Raw genomic sequence first — 17,733 nt, forward strand, 5'->3', positions numbered from 1 at the left:
GGCCGGACCGGCTCGGGGCCGGGCGTGCCGGAGGCGGAGGGACGGGGCCGGCCGCCGGCGGCGGGGCGGGGCCACGGCGCGACCCGCCCAGCGCGTCGGCGGGACCACCCCCGTGCGGTGCGGGCCCGTGCGCTGCGGTCCCGCCCGGGCCAGGCCCGTCCAGGGCAGACCCGTCCAGGGCAGACCCGTCCAGGGCAGACCCGTCCACACCAAGCCCCAACACTGCGGTCGTGCCCGGGCCAGGCCCGTCCAGGGCAGGCCCGAGCCCCGCGGTCCCGCCCGGGGCAGGCTCATGCAGGGGAGGCCGGTGCGTTGCGGGGCCGTGCGCTGCGGGGTCGTGCGGGGCGGGTTCGTGGGCGGTCATGCGGCGTCCCCCGGAGGGAGGGGCAGAGCGGGGGCCGGGAGCTGGGGGGCGTCGCGGTAGCCGGCCGCCTGGAGGGCGAACAGGCGGGCGTACGCACCGCCGGTGGCGGTGAGGGCGCGGTGGTCGCCGCGCTCCACGATCCGGCCGCCGTCCAGGACGACGATCAGGTCGGCGTCCCGCACCGCGCCCAGGCGGTGCGAGATCAGCAGGCTGGTGCGGCCCCGGCGGTGCCGGCGCAGGGCGGTGTGGATCTCGTGCTCGGCGGCGGCGTCCAGCCCCGCCGAGGGCTCGTCGAGCACCATCAGGTCGCAGCGCTCGCGCAGCAGGGCCCGCGCCAGGGCGAGCCGTTGCCACTGCCCGCCGGACAGCTCGACGCCCGCGGCCGGGTCGGGGGGCGGCCCGCCCGGCAGGACCGCCACGTCCTCGTACGGGTCCTGCGTGCCGCCCGCGGGGGTGTCCTCGCGGCCGGCCGCCGGCGCTCCGCCCGGAGCGGCGGCCAGGGCGTCCCCCGCCGTGTCCCGGGTGCCCCCGGAGGCGTACGGGACGTCCTCGGGGGCGGCTGTCCGGCCCTCCCCCGGCGCCTCCGGCGGGCCCTCCGGGCCCGGGCTCGGGAAGAACAGGCGCGTCAGCAACGTGTCGTAGCCCTGCGGGAGTTCGCGGATCCGGCGGTCGATGCCGGCGCGACGGGCGGCGGCGCGGATGCGGGCCGGGTCGTCGAGGGCGTCGAGGTCGCCGAGCGCGATGTTCTCGGCCGCCGTCAGGTCGTACGTCATGTAGTCCTGGAACACGGCGCCGATCCTCCGGCGCAGCGCGGCCGGATCGAGGTCCCGCAGGTCCGTGCCGTCCCACAGGATCGCGCCCCGGGTCGGGTCGTACATCCGGCACAGGAGTTTGACCAGGGTCGACTTGCCCGCGCCGTTGAGCCCGACCAGGGCCAGGGAACGCCCGTACGGGATGGTCAGACTGACCCCCCTGAGGACCCACGGGTGCCCGTCGGAGTAGCGGAACCAGACATCCCGCAGCTCGATCCCCCGCCGCAGCGGCTCCGGTGCGGCGGCGCGGGCGGGCACCGGCAGGTCCGGGCCCGCGGTGGTGACGGCCAGGTAGTGGTCGAACATCAGCAGTGCCTGGTGGGTCCGGGCGATCTCCCCGGCCAGCGCGGTCAGCGCGCCCTGGACCCCGGCGAGCGCGGCGATGAAGACGGTGATGTCGCCGACGGACAGGGCGCCGGTACGGGCGGCCCCCACGGCCCACAGCAGCCCGCCGCCCGCGACCGCGGCCGTCAGGAGGCCGAGGCCGGACTGGACGGCCAGGTCCCGCCGGTCCACGGCCCGCTGGGCGGCGTTGGCGGAACGGCGCTCGGCGCGCATCCGGGCGCGCAGGAAGGGCCCGGTGCCGAACAGCCGTACCTCCTTGGCCGCGTCGACGGTGGTGAGGAGGTCCGCGTAGAACAGCTCGCGCCGCTCGGCCGGGCCGATGTCCCAGAACATCCGGGCGCGGCGGCGGGCCAGGGACAGCTGGGCGAGCAGCACGGGCAGCCCGGCACCGAGGACCAGCGCGGTCATCACGGGGCTGACGACGAGCAGCGAGCCGAGGAAGCCGGTGATGGTGAGGGCGGCCGAGACGATGCCGAGGAGGCCGTCGACGGACTGGTTCGGGGTCATCCGGCCGGCCTGCTGGGCCAGCCGCAGCCGGTCGAGGAAGCGCGGGTCCTCGAAGCGGGCGAGGCCGGTGAACTCCTGGACGGCACCGAACAGCCGGTCCTGTGCCAGGAGCTGGACGGCGCGGTCGGTCTCGGCGCGGAGGTAGCGGGTGGCCTGCGGGGCGAGGGCGGTGAGCAGGCCGACGGCGGCGAGGGCCGCGCCGTGGCCGAGGAGCGTACGGGCCGGCGCGCCCGCCGCCATGCCGTCCAGCACGGCCTTGGTGAACCAGGCGGCGGCCACCGGCAGCGCGGCCGCGGCCAGGGACACGGCGACGAACACGGCGAGCGCCCCGGGCGCGGCCCGCCGGGCCAGCGCCCCGGCCGCCGCCAGGCGGCGCGAGGTGGTCCGCAGCCGGGAGACGGCGGGGGCGGTGGTCATGCCGCGGCCTGCGGGACGCGGCCGAGGTCCACCTGGTCCGCGGTGACGAGGACCCGGCCGTCGGCGGCGGGGGCCACCCGCAGGACCGTCGGGTAGGCGGTGGCGTTGAAGGCGGCGCCGACCGGTCCGTCGGCCTCCTCGACGACCACCCGGGCGACCGGGGCGAGGGCCTCGGTGAACGCGGCGGCCGCCTCGGGCGTCCCGACCACGGTGGCGAGGACCGCGTCCCGGCCGCCGGGCAGGGTGCGCGCGTGCGCGACGAAGGCGGGCAGCTTCTTGCGGCAGGGGCCGCAGGTGGGCGAGAAGAAGGCGACGAGGGTGTCGTCGTTGAGGTCGTCGCGGCCGATCGGCACGCCGTCGACGGTGGTGGCGGTGAAGGCGCCGACCTCCTCCCCCACGGCCAGGGCGGGGGTGCCGGAACCGAGTTCGGCGAGCAGTGCCCCCTGGTCACGCAACCGCTTGATCACGCCCAGGGTGAGGACCAGGTCCAGGGCGCACAGCGCTCCGACGAGCAGCAGGGCCGCGATCACGAACGGCATGGGGTGTCTCCTGTGGGCTGAAGAGCTGGACGATGTCGTCGAGGGCCGCGACGAGCACGGCGGCCAGCACGCCGGCCGCCGCGGCGAGGGCGGCGCCGCCGGGGTGCGCGGGTCCGGCCGGCCGGACGGCGAGGACGGCTCCGGTCACCGCGAGGGCCGCGAGCAGGGTGTTGCGTACGAGGTGACGGGCGCCCAGCGGGGTGACCGACGGGCCGAAGCACCGGCACGGCGGGGCCGCACCGCGGTGCAGGGCGAGCGCGATGGAGAGGCCGAACACGGCCGGCAGGGCGGCGGCGGCCAGGAACCCGGCCGCGGGGAACGCGGGGCCGGGAAGGAGCAGCAGCACGGGAATCGCGAATTCCGCGAGGATCACCGCGGCCGCGACCGCCGGAATTCCGCGACGGGGCGCCAGGGGCATCGCGGCGACGGATTCCGTGAATTCCAGGAAGGATTTCCGGAGGGATTTCCGGCCGAAGGCCTTGCTCACCGCGGAGGCCAGGAAGAGGAATCCGACGAGGCAGCGGATTCCCAGGGCCAGGTACACCATGGGGTCTCCCGATCGGGGCGACGGGCAGCGGACGGCGCGGGTGGCGCGCGTGGCGCGGACAGACCGGCGCGGCCGTGCGCGCGGGCGGGCGGTACGAGGGGCGCCCGCCGCAGCGGGCGGGGCGCCCCCCTCTCGTCACCCGGCCGCTACCGCGCCGGTCAGCCGCAGTACAGGTCCGCGGTGCAGGTGTTGACGGAGCAGGACTTGCCGCCGCACTGCCAGCAGGACGGCCACCACTTCCAGCCGCAGGCCTCGGCGTCGACGGCCGGGACGAGGCGCTCCAGCAGGCCGGCGCCGAATTCCTCGAGCTTCTTCAGCATGGGGTTCTCCTTGGTCGAAGGACGCGTGATGTGACGTGACGTGTTTCGTGTTCCGTGTTTCTTCCTTCTGCCGTCCGGCGCGTTCACCGGACTGATGAACAGTCTGCGGCCGGCACCCGCAGCCACTCTTGTAGGAATTCCGCCTCCTCGTGTTCCCTGCGGAATCCGTCGGCGTCCCATTCGGCGAGGAACCGGCGGGGCGTGTGGCCGGTCATCGCCTTGAACTCGCGGGCGAAATGGGCCTGGTCGTGGAAGCCGGCGGCCACGGCCACGGTGGCCACCGGCTCGCCCGCGCCGAGCAGCCGGACGGCCTCCCGCAGCCGGAGCACCCGGGCCACCGCCTTGGGGGTGAGCCCGACCTGCGCCTGGAAGCGGCGCCCCAACTGGCTGCGGCACCAGCCGGCTTCGCGGGCCAGCTCGGCCACCGGCAGCGTGCCGCGCGAGCGGACCAGGGCCCGCCAGGCCCGCAGGACCGGCGGGGCGGGCTCCGGCCGGCCCGGCAGGAGCCGGGACAGGGCCTCGTCGAGCAGCGCACAGGAGCCCGCCCAGTGGGGGGCGTCCGCGAGAACGGCCGTGAGGCGCCCGGCCAGCGGGCCGAGCAGTTCCCCGGCGGGCACGACCCGCCCGGCCAGCCGGTCCATCGGCCCGCCGGTCAGGGCGTGCGCGGCCCAGGGCGCGAGCAGCACGCGCACACCCCGGGCGCCCGCACCGTACCGGAGGGTGAGGCTCTCGGTGCGGGGCCCGGCGAGCAGCGGGGCGCCGGCCGGCATCCGGGCGGCGGGGGCGGACGGTTCGAGCCGGCCCTCCAGCGGCAGGACCAGCGAGACGGCGGTGGTGGGCAGGTGGAGGCGCTCGCGCGGGGCGGAGCCGGGGCGGTGGAAGCCCTCGTAGCCCCAGACCCCCTCCCGCAGCCCGGTACACGGACGCGCGGACGTCAACTGCTGTCGCGCGGCCTGGGCACACGACGGGTACGACGACATGGATCCCTCTCGGCGTGGGTGACGGGTGGGCGGTGGTGGGGCGTGGGTGCGGGGTCCGGGGCGGTCCGTACGGGCGCAGGTACGGGGGCGGCACGCCGTGCGCGTGGCAGGCCGTACCGGCGCGACGCGGATGGGTGGCGGCGCCGGTGCGGAGACGGCACGTGCGTACGTGGCGGTACGTCCTACCGGTGCGGGTGCGCGGTCGGGCGCGGGGGCGTCGTCGGGGGCGGGTGGGGCGGTGACGGGACGGACCGTGTCCGTACGGGCGCGGGTGCGGGTGCAGGCGCGTGGCGGAAACAGCACGGGATGCGGGGCGGTATGTCCGACCGGTACGGGTGCGGTGTCGCGCGGCGTCGTCGGGGGGCGGGTCGGGGGGCGACGGTGCGGGGCGTGTCTCGTACGGGCGACCGGCCCGGGTTGGCGGTGCGGGCACATGTGCCCTACCGGCGCCGGTACTTGGCGGGTGACCGGCCCGGGCGGTGCGTGGTGTACGTGCCCGGTGCGTCCCGGTCGTCGTACGGACACCGCTCGCTGCGGGGGCGGGGGCCCTGCATGCCGGGCAGGGCGGCCCGGCGGTCGCGGTGGGACGGTTCAGCCGCCGGCCCGGGATCCCGCGAGGCCCGTGAGGTCCGGGCCGTCGGTGCCGCGGGAGCGGCGGGTTCCGGCGGCGCCACGGGGGCGGCCGGCCCCCCGCGTTCCGTCGGTCCCTGCGCCACCGCCGGCACCGGCGGTCCGGCCGGCCGCGCCTCGTACGGTCAGCACCTGGCCGGTGAGGCCGGGCGGCTGGGCGAGGGCGAGGAAGCGGAGCGCGGCGGCGGTCCTGGCCGGGCCGGCGGTGCCGTCGGGGACCACGGCGTTGACCGTGAGCCGGTCGGCGGGCCACTGGGCGGCCCAGCCGGCCACCAGCGCGGCGAGCGCGGCCGCCGCCGCCCGCGACGCGGGGTGGAGCGGACCGCCCCGGCGCCCCGGTGGCTCGGCGGCGGCCAGCAGCACGATCCGCCCGGGGCGGGCGGACCCCAGCATGAGGCCGGCGGCGGCGGTGGCGAGACGGTGGCTGCCGGTGACGCCGGAGTCCAGCACCCGGTGCCAGGGGTCCTCGTCGCCGGCCTCCGGCGCGGCGACGGCGGTGCCGATCACCACGTCCGGCGGGCCGAGTTCACGTGCGGCCTCGGCCAGCGCCCGCGGGAGCGCCTCCCGGTCGGCCGGGTCGGCCGCGTACGGCAGGACGTACCGGCCGGGGCCCGCGAGTTCCCTCGCGCACCGGGCGGCGCGGTCGGCGGTGGGCGCGACCACGGCCAGCGTGCGGCCCTCGGCGGCGAGCATCGCCCGCAGCAGCCGGCCCGCGTGGTCGCCGTCGGCACCGTCGCCGACCGCGAGCAGGATCACCCGGTCCGGGGTGCCTGGTGGAAGGTCATACAAGGGTGCTCCGCCCGGCGACGGGCTTCGGCACGGGCCAGGTGAAGTCGTCGGGCTCCTGATCGGGAAGCACAGCGGCAACAACGGTCCGCGCGACGGCCGCGCCGGCCGGCACGGGAACGGCGGCGGCGGTGGCCGGGGCGGTTGTCGCCGCGCCCCCGACGGCGAGCACCGCCGCCCCGGTACAGGAGGCCAGCAGGCGGGCGGCGCGGGTGCGGGTGCGGATGGTCATGGGGTTCCCTCCGTTGATGACGGGTGGTCAATTTCCGTCGCAATCCGAGGAAAACACCACCGCACGCCCGCCCGACAGCCCTTCCGCCCGGCAGCCCCCTGCATGGCAACCACATGCCAACCGGGAACCCGCGGCCACCCCGGACCCCCGCGACCTGCGGGAACGCCCTGTCCGGCCGCCGGGACACGAACCCCCGTGTCCCGGACGGCACCGGGCGGCTTGATCGGGACCCCCGGGAGGTCGGTGCTACGTACACTCGGGTCCGGCCGCGCTCGGCCGCCCCCACGGGACGGCGCGGGGCCGCGCCACGACCCGCCCGCTCCGGGGGAAGGGAGCCCGTCATGGCCGAGCAGCCCACGCTGGACACCGACGACCTCGCCGTCTACCGCGCCATCCTGCTGCACCAGGAGCACGACGGCGAACGGCTGGCGGAGCGGCTGGAGTTGCCGAGAGAGCGGGTCGCGGCGGCCGTGGACAAGCTGATCTCGCTCGCGATGCTGCGGCCGTCCTGGGACCGGCCGGGACTGGTCCGGGCGGTCAGCCCGGAGATCGGGTTGCAGCTGCTGCTCCAGCGGGAGCAGCAGGAACTGGCGCTCCGTCAGGACCGCATCGACCAGACCAGGGCCGCGCTGAACCAGCTGTCCACGGAGTACGCCTCGTACGAGGACGGCCCCGGCCCGGACGGCGCCGAACTCCTCCACGGCATGGACCAGATCCGCACCCGGCTGGAGGCCCTGGCGAGCCAGTGCGCGGAGGAGGTGCTGTCGTTCCTGCCCGGCGGGGCGCTGCCGACGGTCGCCATCCAGGCCGGGCAGCCGCTCAACGAGCAGGCCATGCTGCGCGGGGTGCGGTTCCGCAGCGCGTACCTCCAGAGCATCACCAAGGACCGGGCGACGTACGAGTACGTGCGGCGGGTGCAGGCGTACGGCAGCGAGGTGCGGCTCGCGCCCAGCCTGCCGATGCGGTTGCTGATCGTGGACCGGCGGATCGCCGTGATCCCGGGCGACCCGGCCGGGGCCGAGCCGACGGCGCTGGTGCTGCGGAGCGCGCCGGTGCTGCGGGCGCTGCACGAGCTGTTCGAGGCGTACTGGAAGGACGCGGTGCCGCTGGACGGGGCGCCGCCCGGGGGCGACGGCGGGATCAGCCCTCAGGAGCGGGAGGTGCTGCGGATGCTGGCCAACGGCGACAAGGACGAGGCCGTGGCCCGGGCGCTGGGGATCTCGGTGCGGACGGAGCGGCGGATGGTGGCGGACCTGCTGGCGCGGGTGGACGCGTCCAGCCGGCTGGAGCTGGGGGTGAAGGCGGCCCGGCTGGGCTGGGTCTGAGCGTCCGGCGCCGGTGCGGACGTCTCCCGGCGGGTACGTCGCCATGCCACACCGCCATGGCACCCGCCGTACGGCGGGCTCGGCCCGGCGAACGAGGCGGGGGCCGGTGAACGCCCCGGCCCGGCGAACGACTCGGGCCGGCGGACGACGCGGCCCGGCGAACGAGGCGGGGCGCCGGCGGACGACGCGGGCCGGAACGACGCGGGCGGTGGCCCGCGACGGGCCAGGCCCGTCGCCGGTCACCGCCCGCCCCCGTTCAGGCCCCCGCGGGCTCCAGCCGGTGTTCCGAGCCCACGTCCAGCACCTGCACCGTGCGGACGCGACGGGTGCCGCGCTCCACGGTGAGGCGGACCTCCGAGCCGGTGGAGTAGTGGGTGGGCGCCGGCCCGTCCAGGGCCCAGGCCACCGTACGGTCGGCCGTGCCCTCGTCGAGGGCGAGGAGGAGCGGGGCCCGCCCGTCGCGCCGGGTCTCCACCCGCAGCACCTCGCCGGTCAGCGTGCGCGGCCCGATCCGGCCCAGGACGAGCTGGACGACGTACCAGGCGGTCAGCGCCCCGAAGACCGCGACGACCGCGGCCTCGCCCGGCAGCAGGCCGGGCCGGTCGAAGGCGTCGGCGCCCCAGCCGCGCAGGCTGGCGAAGTTGCCCGGCATCAGCGCGAGGAAGGCGGCCAGCGGGGTCCACTTGCGGAACCTGCCCGCGACCAGCACCGCCAGGACCGCGATCAGCACCCAGCCGGCGCTGAGCAGCAGCCCCGGCCGGCGCAGCGAGTGCTCGGCGTCCGGGCCGGTGGTGACGGCCCAGGCGGGCTCGCGGAGGGTGGCGAACAGCAAGAGGCCCACGGCCACGGTCGCGGCGGCCGCGGCCAGCCGGAGCAGGCGCGCGGGGCCGGCGCCGAAGCCCGGCAGCAGCCGCGGGTAGCGGATGCGGACCTCGCGCCAGGTGCCGCCGTACGCGGACCAGACCCGGCGGCGGCTGCCGGTGCCGAAGTCGAGCAGCTGGTTGATCCGGGTGGTGACGCCGAGGGCGGCCCCGTACGACAGGTAGCGGTCCCACACGGCCACGGCGGCGGGCGGCAGCTTCGCGAATTCCTCGTGCGCGTGCAGCCAGGCGCGTACGCCGGCCCAGTGCCCGGCCCGGTCGAGGCCGGCCTCGGTGGCGCGCTCGCCGGTGGCCTTGGCGACCAGCCAGGTCAGCGGGCCGATGACCAGGGAGGCCACGGTGACCGCGGGCAGCAGCCGGCCGGTGCTCAGGACGGCGACGGCGTAGAGGGCGGTGGGCACCAGGGTGCCCGCCATCAGGACGGCGTTCAGGCCGGGGCCGAACCGGGGCCGGGACAGGCCCAGCCGCCGGGCCTCGGCGACGACCTCCTGGCGCAGGCCGCGGTTCCAGGCGGCGGCGCGCTCGCGGCCGCGGAAGGTGACGGCGCCGAGCGGTGCGCCGTCGGTGCCGGCCCGCTCGGCGACGCGGGCGAGCACCCGGCGCTCGTACGGGCGGAGTTCCTCCGCCGATCCGGCCGCGCCCGTGGCCCCGGGGCCGGGGACGTGCACGGTGGTGTGCGCGGCCCGGTCGCCGTTCTGCCGCAGTTCGACCAGGCCCCGGTGGGCCAGGTCGAGCAGGGTGGCCTCGGCGGCGTGGTCGACGGAGCGCCAGTGGTTGGCGAGCAGGCTGACGACGGCCGGCGGCTCGGGGTCCTCGCCGAACTCCTGGGTGGCCGGCCCGGTGTGGGGCGCGCCGTTGCGGGTGGCGACCAGCGCGAGGGCGAAGCCCACGAGCCAGAGCGCCAGGGCGGCGCTGGCCGCCCAGACGAGCTGCTGGGTCCAGGTCATCGGAAGCGCACCTGAACGGCCTCGCGGGCGCCCTCCTCGGCCTCGAAGAACTCGCCGCGGCGGTGCCCTCCGAGCCCGGCGACGAGGCTGCCGGGGAAGCTCTCCTGGGCGGTGTTGTAGCTCTGCACGGCGCTGTTGTAGAACTGCCGCGCGTACGCGATCTTGTCTTCGGTGCCGGTGAGTTCGCGCTGGAGCCTGAGGAAGGAGTCGCCGGCGGCGAGCTCCGGGTAGGCCTCGGCGACGGCGAGCAGTCCGCCCAGCTTCGCGGTCAGCAGGTTCTCGGCCTGCGCCCGGGCGGCGGTGTCCAGGCCGCCGGCGGTGGCGGCGCCGCGGGCGGCGGTCACCGCCTCCAGGGTGCCGCGCTCGTGCTCGGCGTACCGTGCGACGGTCGCGACCAGGTTCGGGATCAGATCGTGGCGGCGCTTGAGCTGCACGTCGATCTGCGCCCACGAGGCGCTCGTCTGGTTCCGCAGCGCGACCAGCCGGTTGTACGTCATGACCAGCCAGACCAGCGCGCCCAGGACGACTACCGCCCCGATCGCGCCGACGACACCCATGGTGCCCATCCCCCACCCCGCCCCACTCTTGCGACCACCGTTCGGTACGACCCGCTCGTGCGCAGGTCACCGCGCATCGTAGACCCCCGTACGGCCGAGCGACGAAGGCATATTCGACCTACGCTGGGGCAGAGGGCAGGCAGAGGTCAGGCGCGCGGGACCCGTCTGCCGGACCTGTCGGCAGCGCCTGCGGCCCGTGGCCTGCCTCCGCTGAGAGGAGGCGGTCATGAGAGCGTCTGCACGGCGGTCCGCGATCTTCACGGGAGCGGCGGCGCTGCTGCTCACCGCGGCGACGGCGGGCACCGGTTCCGCGGCTCCTTCGAAGGACGAGGACGGAGTGCTCAAGCTCGGTTACGTCCTGCCCGAGACCGGACAGCTGTCCTTCCTCGGCCCGCCGATGATCGAGTCGACGAACTTCGCGATCAAGACGATCAACGACGCGGGCGGTGTGCTCGGCAAGCCGATCCCGGCCGTGGTGTCGGGCGACGAGGCCGGCCAGGAGGCGGTCGCGACCCAGTCGGCGGACCGGGTGCTGGCCGCGGGCGTGGACGCCGTCATCGGCGCCGCCGCCTCGGGCATGTCCCTGTCCTTCATCGACCGGGTGACCGGGTCCGGCGTGGTCCAGTGCTCGGGCTCGAACACCGCGCCGACCTTCACCGACTACGACGACGACGGCTACTACTTCCGTACGGCGCCCAGCGACGCCCTCCAGGGCCCGGTGCTCGCCGAGGTGATCCAGGGCGACGGCCACGAGCGGGTGGCGCTGGTCGCCCGGGCCGACGACTACGGACGCGGCCTGCTGAAGTCCACCCAGGACGCGCTGAAGGACGGCGGCGCGGAGATCGCGCTGGCCGAGACGTACGACCCCAAGGCCACCAACTTCGACCAGGTCGTGCAGAAGGTGAAGAACTCCTCGCCGGACGCCGTCGTGGTGATCTCCTTCGAGGAGGGCACCCAGATCCTCCAGGGCCTGATCGAGGCGGGTCTCGGCCCGTCCGAGAAGGGGTTGTACGGGACCGACGGCCTGCGCAGCGAGGAGCTGCCCAAGCTGGTCTCCCCGTCCGATCCGGGCGCGCTGGCCGGCATGAAGGGCACCGCGCCGGCGTCGGCGGCCAACGAGCAGTACGTGAAGGACCTGAAGGCGTTCGCGCCGGACCTGAAGGTGCTGCAGTTCGCGCCGCAGACCTTCGACTGCGTGACGACCATCGCGCTGGCCGCGGAGAAGGCGAAGTCGGACGACCCCGGGAACTTCGCCAAGGAGATGGTGAACGTCACCCGGGACGGCGAGAAGTGCGACTCGTTCGCCGCCTGCAAGGAGCTGCTGGCGGACGGCAAGGACATCGACTACGACGGCGTCAGCGGCCCGCTGGACTTCACCGACGCCGGCGAGCCGGGCATCGCCACCATCGAGGTCTACTCGTACACCCCGCAGGGCACGCTCCAGACCCTGCGCACCGAGGAGAGCGGCGGCGGCGCGTGACGGCGTGAGTGGCGGAGACGGGGGACGGGCGACGGGCCCGCGCCGGGCGGCACCGGCCGGGTGACCCGGCGCGTCACCGGACGCGGGCCAGCGTGCCCAGGTACAGCTCGATGACCTTCTCGTCGTGCAGCAGTTCCAGGCCGCCGCCGGTGTAGGCGTTGCGGCCCTGGTCGAGTACGTAGCCGCGGTCGCAGATCTGCAGGCAGCGGCGGGCGTTCTGCTCGACCATCAGGACGGCGACGCCCGCGTGGTTGATCTCCTTGACGCGCTCGAAGACCTGGTCCTGGTAGAGCGGCGAGAGGCCGGCCGACGGCTCGTCGAGGAGCAGCACGCCGGGCTCCGTCATCAGGGCGCGGGCCATCGCGAGCATCTGCCGCTCGCCGCCCGACATGGCGCCCGCCTTCTGGCTCCGGCGGGCCGCCAGCACCGGGAAGATCTCCTCGACGGCCTCGGCCCGCTCGGCGAAGGCGGCGGGGCGCAGGTAGACGCCCATCCGGAGGTTCTCCTCGACCGTGAGGGCGGGGAAGACGTTCTGGAGCTGGGGCACGTAGCCGACGCCGCGCCGGACCATCTCGTGGGCCGGCCGGTTGGTGACGTCCTCGCCGTACAGGCGTACCGTCCCGGCGCGCACGCGCAGCAGGCCGAAGACGGTCTTGGCCAGGGTGGACTTGCCGGCGCCGTTGGGGCCGATCACCCCGACCAGCTCGCCGTCGCGGACCTCGACGCTGCAGCCGCGCAGCACGTCGACGCCCGGCAGGTAGCCGGCCGTCACGGCGTCGGCGGCCAGCACCGGCGGGGGGCCGTTGGTGGTCATGGCCGGTCTCCTTCCGGGGGGCCGGGGGGTACGTCGTCCCGGGGGCCGTGCGGGGGCGCTTCGCGCGGGTCGGGCGGGTCCGGCGGGCCGGGCCGGTCGGGCGGGGCCGCTTCGGACGGCTCGGGCGGGGGCGCTTCGCGCGGGTCGGGCGGTTCGTCGTGGCGGCGGCCGAGGTAGGCGTCGACCACGGCGGGGTTGCGGCCGATGCCGGCGGGCGGTCCCTCGGCCACCAGGCGGCCGTCGGCCATGACCGCGACCCAGTCGCTGATGCCCATCACCACGTCCATGTCGTGCTCGACGAAGCAGACGGTCATCCCCTCGTCCCGCAGCCGGGTGACGTGCCCGAGCAGCGACTGGGTCAGCGCCGGGTTGACGCCGGCCATCGGCTCGTCGAGCAGCAGCAGCACCGGGTCGGCCATCAGGGCGCGGGCCATCTCCAGGAGCTTGCGCTGGCCGCCGGAGAGGGTGCCGGCGAGTTCGTCGCGGAGCCGGGTGAGCCGGAAGCGTTCCAGCAGTTCGTCGGCGCGTCGGGTACGGGCCCGCTCCTGCGGCCGCCAGAGCGGGGGCAGCAGCGCCGGCAGCAGCCGTTCGCCGCGCTGGCCGCCGGCCGCGAGCAGCACGTTCTCCAGCACGGTGAGGCGGGCCAGGGTGCGGGTGAGCTGGAAGGTGCGGACCATGCCCATCCGGGCCACCTGGTGGGCGCGGCGCCCCTGGACGGGCCGGCCGTCGAAGGTCCAGCTGCCGGAGTCGGCCCGGTCGAAGCCGCTGACCACGTTGAACAGCGTGGACTTGCCGGCGCCGTTCGGCCCGATGAGGGCGGTGATGGTGCCGCGCTGCACCTCCAGGTGGTCGACGCGTACGGCGGTCAGCCCGCCGAAGGAGCGGGTGATCCCGTCCAGGACGAGCAGCGGGTCCGGCTTGGCGGCGCCGGGTTCCGGGGGGACGGCGGAGAGGTCAGCGTTCACCGATCAGCATCTCCTTCCGGCTGCCGAGGATGCCCTGCGGCCGGAACGCGACCAGCAGCATCAGGGCCACTCCCACCAGGGCGAAGCGGACGGCGCCGATCTCGGAGGTGCTGATGACGTCGGGGGACACGTACCCCGCGTCGATGGCCTGCCGGAGCGCGCTGTCGAGGAAGGTCAGCACGAACCAGAACAGCACCGAGCCGACCACCGGCCCCAGGATCCGCCCGGCGCCGCCCAGCACGAGCAGGGTGTACAGGAAGAACGTCACGGCCGGGTCGTAGCTGTCCGGGCTCACCGACTGCACCTGGACGGCCTGGAGCATGCCGGCGACGGCGCCGATCACGCCGCCGAGCACGAGGCTGGTCATCTTGTACGCGTAGACGTTCTTGCCGAGGCTGCGCAGGGCCGTCTCGTCCTCGCGGACGCCCCGGATCACCCTGCCCCAGGGGCTGTGGACGAGCAGGGCCATCAGGAGGCCGGTGAGGGCCACCAGGCCCCAGCCGACGATCAGCACCCACACGTCGCGGGCGCCGAAGGTCACCTTGCCGATGCCGTAGCTGCCGGGGTCGATGGGGCTGAGGTCGTAGAAGTCGCCGGCGAAGCGCTGGAGCCCGTACACGCCGCCGGTGGTCGGCTCGGCCCAGCTGGACCGGTAGAACAGCCGGAGGGTCTCCCCCGCGGCGATGGTGGTGATGGCCAGGTAGTCGGCGCGCAGCCGGAGGGTGGGCAGGCCGAGCAGCAGGGCGAGGACGACGGCGGAGGCGAGGCCGACGAAGACGCCGGCCCACAGCGGGCCGCCCCAGGTGGCGACGGTGATGGCGAGGCCGTAGCCGCCGACGAGCATGAAGCCGACCTGGCCGAAGTTGAGCAGGCCGGTGTAGCCGAAGTGCAGGTTCAGGCCCATCGCGGCGAGCGCGTACACGGCGGCGATGGGGCCGATGCCGGAGCGGATGGCGTCGGAGATCACGACCGACCAGTCCACGGTGCCACCACCCCCTCATCCGACGCGTTCGGCGCGGCCGAGGATGCCCTGGGGCCGCACGAGGAGGACGACGATCAGGGTCAGCAGCGCCCAGGCGTACTGGAGGTCGGCGGGGAACCACAGGGTGGACACCTGGGCGACGACGCCGATGACGAGGCTGCCGACCATGGCGCCGTAGGCGGAGCCGAGGCCGCCGAGGATGATGCCGGCGAACATCAGCAGCAGCAGTTTGAAGCCCATGTCCCAGGTGACGATCTCGACCAGGCCGAAGAAGACGCCGCCGAGGGCGGCGAGCCCGCCGCCGAGCATCCACACCACGCTGACGACGCGCTTGACGTCGATGCCGGAGGCCTCGGCGAGGTCGCGGTTGTCGGAGACGGCGCGGATGGCGGTGCCGACGCGGGTCTTCTGGAGCAGGGCGGCGACGCCGAGGAGCACGGCCACCGAGAGCAGGGTGACCGTGAGGTCGCGGGGGGTGATGCCGACGGGCCCCAGGTCGTACGCCTCCTGGATGTCGTACTGGGCGTAGGAGCCGGGGCGGGTGCCGTAGAAGAGCAGCACCAGGTGGCGCAGGAACAGGGACAGCCCGATGGTGACGATGAACAGGTTGATCAGCCCGGTGCCGCGGGCGCGCAGGGGGCGCCAGACCGTCCGGTCGACGGCGGCGCCGAGGAGGACGCCGACGGCCACGGCGGCGAGGGTGGCGGGGACCAGGTGCCAGTGGGGACCGGCCGCGGAGGCGTTCAGGAAGAAGGCCGCGGTGGCGCCGATGGTCACGAACTCGCCGTGCGCGAAGTTGATCAGGTGGATGGTGCCGAAGATCAGGGACAGGCCGACGGCGCAGATGGCGATGATCACGCCGAACTGGATGCCGTCGAGCAGCGCTTGCAGGGCGCGCGCGGCGAAGCCGGGCCCGTGCGGCACCTCCTCGCCCTGCGCGGCCGCGGACCCGGCGGCCGGAACGAGGAGCGTCAGGGCGAGTGCCGGGGGGAACAGCCGCTGGTGGCGCACGGTGCTTCCGGGGGTCTCGGGCCGGCCCGGGCGCGGACGGCCCTGTGTCCTTCAGTTTAGGCGCAGGGGGCCTGAGGTGGCCCGTTTGGAGCAGCGCGGGGTGATCAATAGGATCCGCCGGTGATCACAATGCAACGGTCGGCGGCGGCTCTGCTCGGCACCCTGCTCGCCGCCTTCCTCACCATGGGACTTCAGCCGGGTACGGCACGCGCGGACGGGCCCGTGGGCGGCCCGGCTCCGAAGGTGGAGCTGGTGCTCGACGTGAGCGGCTCGATGCGCGCCCGGGACATCGACGGCGGTTCGCGCATGGCCGCGGCGAAGCAGGCGTTCAACGAGGTGCTCGACGCGACCCCGCAGGAGGTCGAGCTGGGCATCAGGACGCTGGGCGCGACGTACCGCGGCAACGACCGGCAGGAGGGCTGCAAGGACACCCAGCAGCTGTACGCGGTCGGCCCGTTGGACCGTACGGAGGCCAAGACGGCGGTGGCGACGCTGGCGCCCACCGGCTGGACCCCGATCGGCCCGGCGCTGCTGAAGGCGGCCGAGGACCTGAAGGGCGGCGAGGGCTCCCGCCGGATCGTGCTGATCAGCGACGGGGAGGACACCTGCGCGCCGCTGGACCCGTGCGAGGTGGCCCGGGACATCTCGGCGCGCGGCATCCACATCACCATCGACACCCTGGGCCTGGTGCCGGACGCGAAGACGCAGGCGCAGCTGAGCTGCATCGCGGAGGCGACCGGCGGTACCTACACGTCGGTCCGGCACAAGAAGGAACTGTCGGACCGGGTGGGTCAGTTGGTGGAACGGGCGGCGAAGCCGCAGGTGACGCCGGTGGCCGTGGAGGGCGCGGCGGAGTGCGCGAAGGCGCCGGTGCTGACCTCGGGGATCTACACCGACCGCGAGGAGTTCGGCACCCACCGCTGGTACCGGGTGCAGGTGCGGCCCGGGCAGGAGCTGCGCGCCTCGGTGAGCGTGGGCGCGGACCGCGACGTGGCCCGGGACTACGGGGTGCTGCTGAAGGCCCTGACCGTGCACGGCCGGGAGATCGTCCGCGGCCAGGAGACGGGTGACGGCCGGACGGACGTGCTGTCGACCGGGCTGCGCTACCCGCGCCCCGAGGCGGACGGCTCCGACGAGGGCCCGGAGGCCGTGGCCGAGGAGACGGTGTGCCTGCGCCTGAGCAACTCCTTCGCGGCGGCCCCCGGTGTGAAGACCACGCCCGGGCTGCCCGTGGAGCTGACGGTGGACCTGGTGGACGGTCCTGACGAGGCCTCGGACGTGGCCGCCTTCGGGCTGGGCCGCGGCTGGTGGCTGCTGGTGACGCTGGTGCTCTTCGGGTTCCTCGGCGGCCTCGTTTGGGGCTGGATCACCCGCTGGCGCGTGACGGTCTGGAGGACCAACTGATGGGGATCACACGCCTGGTGGCGTCCGGGGCGACGGTGGCCGCGCTGGTGCTCGGCCCGGTGACGGCGGCCGCGGCGGACGGTTCGCCGTCCCCTTCCGCGAGTGAGGGGGCGACGTCCGGCCCGACGGAGGCGGGCACGTCGTTCCGTACCGCCGTGGAGGTGGAGCCGGGGCGGCGGGGCACGGCCCAGGCCTCGGCGGGCGACTACCTGTACTGGTCGTTCGCGGCGGACGCCGGGCAGCGGCCCACGGTCACGGCCCGGGTCTCGGGCGGCTCGGGTTCGCGCTGGCAGCTGGACGTGTACGACGGCCTGCGCCGCCGGCAGTCCTGCGTGTACGGGGCGGCCGCCCGCACCACGGAGTCCGGGTCCGGCGACACGGAGCTGGCCTGCACGCTGCGCACGGTGCGGGCGTGGGCGGAGCCGTGGGCGAACGACCCGCTGCCGGGCACGTACTACGTCCGGCTGACCGCGGTGGCCCCGACCAAGGCGGACCTCGGCGTGCCGGTGCAGACCGAGGTGCTGGTGACGGCCGCCGAGGCGGGCGGCGCGGCGGCGGTGGACGGCACGCTGGCGGTGCCGCTGGTGCCGGGGGTCGCGAACGAGCCGCCGGCGGGCACCACGGCCGAGTACCGGGTGGCGAAGCTGTTCTCGGGCGAGCCGGCCGACGGCTGGGCCTCGGGCTGGTGGACGGACCGCTGGCTGTGGACCGCGGCCGGCGGTGTCCTGGCCGCGGTGGCCGGCGTCTTCGGCTACCGCCTCACCAGGGGCTCGGGCCGCCCGTCCCACCTCCCGCCGGCCGCCTGACGCGCGCCCGGCACGACGACGCCCCCGGCCCGCCGCGTTCGCGGCGGGCCGGGGGCGTCCGGTGTTCCGTGGCGGGCCCTCC

17 protein-coding genes are annotated in these 17,733 nt (G+C 75.6%); 4 read left to right on the top strand and 13 right to left on the bottom strand.

Features of this window, described 5'->3' with window-relative positions; genetic code table 11:
• Nucleotides 1–360 precede the first annotated feature (360 nt).
• From ACIQUR_RS17805 to ACIQUR_RS17835, 7 genes are all read right to left on the bottom strand, one after another.
• Nucleotides 361–2,445, bottom strand: coding sequence for an ABC transporter ATP-binding protein (locus tag ACIQUR_RS17805; RefSeq protein ID WP_403665018.1), 2,085 nt, complete (start codon nucleotides 2,443–2,445; stop codon nucleotides 361–363).
• Nucleotides 2,442–2,984 carry a TlpA family protein disulfide reductase gene (locus ACIQUR_RS17810; protein ID WP_403665020.1) on the bottom strand — a complete coding sequence of 181 codons (543 nt, stop codon included), beginning with the start codon at nucleotides 2,982–2,984 and terminating at the stop codon, nucleotides 2,442–2,444. Before ACIQUR_RS17810 ends, ACIQUR_RS17805 begins: the two co-directional genes overlap by 4 nt.
• On the bottom strand, nucleotides 2,893–3,531 hold the full coding sequence (locus ACIQUR_RS17815; protein ID WP_403665022.1) for a MauE/DoxX family redox-associated membrane protein: 639 nt from the start codon (nucleotides 3,529–3,531) through the stop codon (nucleotides 2,893–2,895). Before ACIQUR_RS17815 ends, ACIQUR_RS17810 begins: the two co-directional genes overlap by 92 nt.
• Nucleotides 3,532–3,689: 158 nt before the next feature.
• On the bottom strand, nucleotides 3,690–3,851 hold the full coding sequence (locus tag ACIQUR_RS17820; protein ID WP_403665024.1) for a hypothetical protein: 162 nt from the start codon (nucleotides 3,849–3,851) through the stop codon (nucleotides 3,690–3,692).
• 83 nt (nucleotides 3,852–3,934) lie between these two features.
• On the bottom strand, nucleotides 3,935–4,831 hold the full coding sequence (locus tag ACIQUR_RS17825; RefSeq protein WP_403665026.1) for a helix-turn-helix domain-containing protein: 897 nt from the start codon (nucleotides 4,829–4,831) through the stop codon (nucleotides 3,935–3,937).
• Nucleotides 4,832–5,422: 591 nt separating this feature from the next.
• A complete protein-coding gene (locus tag ACIQUR_RS17830) occupies nucleotides 5,423–6,250 on the bottom strand; it encodes an SDR family NAD(P)-dependent oxidoreductase (protein WP_403665028.1) in 828 nt (275 codons plus the stop codon).
• Nucleotides 6,243–6,479 (bottom strand): hypothetical protein, encoded by a 237-nt coding sequence (locus ACIQUR_RS17835; RefSeq protein ID WP_403665030.1) that lies wholly within the window; start codon nucleotides 6,477–6,479, stop codon nucleotides 6,243–6,245. The genes ACIQUR_RS17830 and ACIQUR_RS17835 overlap by 8 nt, the downstream gene beginning before the upstream one ends.
• A 341-nt stretch (nucleotides 6,480–6,820) precedes the next feature.
• On the opposite strand from ACIQUR_RS17835, the gene ACIQUR_RS17840 reads away from it, so the two are divergent.
• Nucleotides 6,821–7,804, top strand: a complete 984-nt coding sequence (locus ACIQUR_RS17840; RefSeq protein WP_403665032.1) for a LuxR C-terminal-related transcriptional regulator — start codon at nucleotides 6,821–6,823, stop codon at nucleotides 7,802–7,804.
• Nucleotides 7,805–8,060: 256 nt separating this feature from the next.
• Here the strand turns inward: ACIQUR_RS17840 and ACIQUR_RS17845 are convergent, their stop codons facing one another.
• Nucleotides 8,061–9,632 carry a DUF2207 family protein gene (locus ACIQUR_RS17845; protein WP_403665034.1) on the bottom strand — a complete coding sequence of 524 codons (1,572 nt, stop codon included), beginning with the start codon at nucleotides 9,630–9,632 and terminating at the stop codon, nucleotides 8,061–8,063.
• Entirely contained in the window at nucleotides 9,629–10,198 is a 570-nt protein-coding gene (locus tag ACIQUR_RS17850) for a LemA family protein (RefSeq protein WP_403665036.1), read from the bottom strand. Before ACIQUR_RS17850 ends, ACIQUR_RS17845 begins: the two co-directional genes overlap by 4 nt.
• Before the next feature lie 217 nt (nucleotides 10,199–10,415).
• On the opposite strand from ACIQUR_RS17850, the gene ACIQUR_RS17855 reads away from it, so the two are divergent.
• Entirely contained in the window at nucleotides 10,416–11,669 is a 1,254-nt protein-coding gene (locus tag ACIQUR_RS17855) for an ABC transporter substrate-binding protein (RefSeq protein ID WP_403665038.1), read from the top strand.
• A 73-nt stretch (nucleotides 11,670–11,742) separates the two neighbouring features.
• Here ACIQUR_RS17855 and ACIQUR_RS17860 read toward each other — a convergent pair whose 3' ends face one another.
• The 4 genes from ACIQUR_RS17860 to ACIQUR_RS17875 are packed head-to-tail and all read right to left on the bottom strand — an operon-like array spanning nucleotide 11,743 to nucleotide 15,441.
• Nucleotides 11,743–12,483 (bottom strand): ABC transporter ATP-binding protein, encoded by a 741-nt coding sequence (locus ACIQUR_RS17860; RefSeq protein ID WP_403665040.1) that lies wholly within the window; start codon nucleotides 12,481–12,483, stop codon nucleotides 11,743–11,745.
• The gene (locus ACIQUR_RS17865; protein ID WP_403665042.1) at nucleotides 12,480–13,448 is read right to left on the bottom strand and encodes an ABC transporter ATP-binding protein; all 969 of its coding nucleotides are present in this window, start codon (nucleotides 13,446–13,448) and stop codon (nucleotides 12,480–12,482) included. The genes ACIQUR_RS17860 and ACIQUR_RS17865 overlap by 4 nt, the downstream gene beginning before the upstream one ends.
• Nucleotides 13,438–14,430: a branched-chain amino acid ABC transporter permease gene (locus ACIQUR_RS17870; RefSeq protein WP_403665044.1), complete on the bottom strand. Its 993-nt coding sequence runs from the start codon at nucleotides 14,428–14,430 to the stop codon at nucleotides 13,438–13,440. The genes ACIQUR_RS17865 and ACIQUR_RS17870 overlap by 11 nt, the downstream gene beginning before the upstream one ends.
• Before the next feature lie 15 nt (nucleotides 14,431–14,445).
• Nucleotides 14,446–15,441 carry a branched-chain amino acid ABC transporter permease gene (locus tag ACIQUR_RS17875; RefSeq protein ID WP_403665046.1) on the bottom strand — a complete coding sequence of 332 codons (996 nt, stop codon included), beginning with the start codon at nucleotides 15,439–15,441 and terminating at the stop codon, nucleotides 14,446–14,448.
• A gap of 120 nt (nucleotides 15,442–15,561) precedes the next feature.
• Here ACIQUR_RS17875 and ACIQUR_RS17880 point away from each other — a divergent pair, with 120 nt between their 5' ends.
• A complete protein-coding gene (locus ACIQUR_RS17880; protein ID WP_403665048.1) occupies nucleotides 15,562–16,845 on the top strand; it encodes a VWA domain-containing protein in 1,284 nt (427 codons plus the stop codon).
• Nucleotides 16,845–17,651 (top strand): hypothetical protein, encoded by an 807-nt coding sequence (locus ACIQUR_RS17885; protein ID WP_403665050.1) that lies wholly within the window; start codon nucleotides 16,845–16,847, stop codon nucleotides 17,649–17,651. The genes ACIQUR_RS17880 and ACIQUR_RS17885 overlap by 1 nt, the downstream gene beginning before the upstream one ends.
• Nucleotides 17,652–17,733 lie beyond the last annotated feature (82 nt).

Origin of the sequence: Streptomyces sp. NPDC101132 (assembly GCF_044759225.1) — a bacterium.
Lineage (GTDB): Bacteria > Actinomycetota > Actinomycetes > Streptomycetales > Streptomycetaceae > Streptomyces.

Excerpts from the sequence above, each read along its gene's own strand:
- ACIQUR_RS17815 (WP_403665022.1), bottom strand. The coding sequence starts at position 3,531 with ATGGTGTACCTGGCCCTGGGAATCCGCTGCCTCGTCGGATTCCTCTTC.
- ACIQUR_RS17805 (WP_403665018.1), bottom strand. The coding sequence starts at position 2,445 with ATGACCACCGCCCCCGCCGTCTCCCGGCTGCGGACCACCTCGCGCCGC.
- ACIQUR_RS17885 (WP_403665050.1), top strand. The coding sequence starts at position 16,845 with ATGGGGATCACACGCCTGGTGGCGTCCGGGGCGACGGTGGCCGCGCTG.
- ACIQUR_RS17820 (WP_403665024.1), bottom strand. The coding sequence starts at position 3,851 with ATGCTGAAGAAGCTCGAGGAATTCGGCGCCGGCCTGCTGGAGCGCCTC.
- ACIQUR_RS17810 (WP_403665020.1), bottom strand. The coding sequence starts at position 2,984 with ATGCCGTTCGTGATCGCGGCCCTGCTGCTCGTCGGAGCGCTGTGCGCC.
- ACIQUR_RS17860 (WP_403665040.1), bottom strand. The coding sequence starts at position 12,483 with ATGACCACCAACGGCCCCCCGCCGGTGCTGGCCGCCGACGCCGTGACG.
- ACIQUR_RS17835 (WP_403665030.1), bottom strand. The coding sequence starts at position 6,479 with ATGACCATCCGCACCCGCACCCGCGCCGCCCGCCTGCTGGCCTCCTGT.
- ACIQUR_RS17840 (WP_403665032.1), top strand. The coding sequence starts at position 6,821 with ATGGCCGAGCAGCCCACGCTGGACACCGACGACCTCGCCGTCTACCGC.
- ACIQUR_RS17850 (WP_403665036.1), bottom strand. The coding sequence starts at position 10,198 with ATGGGCACCATGGGTGTCGTCGGCGCGATCGGGGCGGTAGTCGTCCTG.
- ACIQUR_RS17855 (WP_403665038.1), top strand. The coding sequence starts at position 10,416 with ATGAGAGCGTCTGCACGGCGGTCCGCGATCTTCACGGGAGCGGCGGCG.
- ACIQUR_RS17825 (WP_403665026.1), bottom strand. The coding sequence starts at position 4,831 with ATGTCGTCGTACCCGTCGTGTGCCCAGGCCGCGCGACAGCAGTTGACG.
- ACIQUR_RS17845 (WP_403665034.1), bottom strand. The coding sequence starts at position 9,632 with ATGACCTGGACCCAGCAGCTCGTCTGGGCGGCCAGCGCCGCCCTGGCG.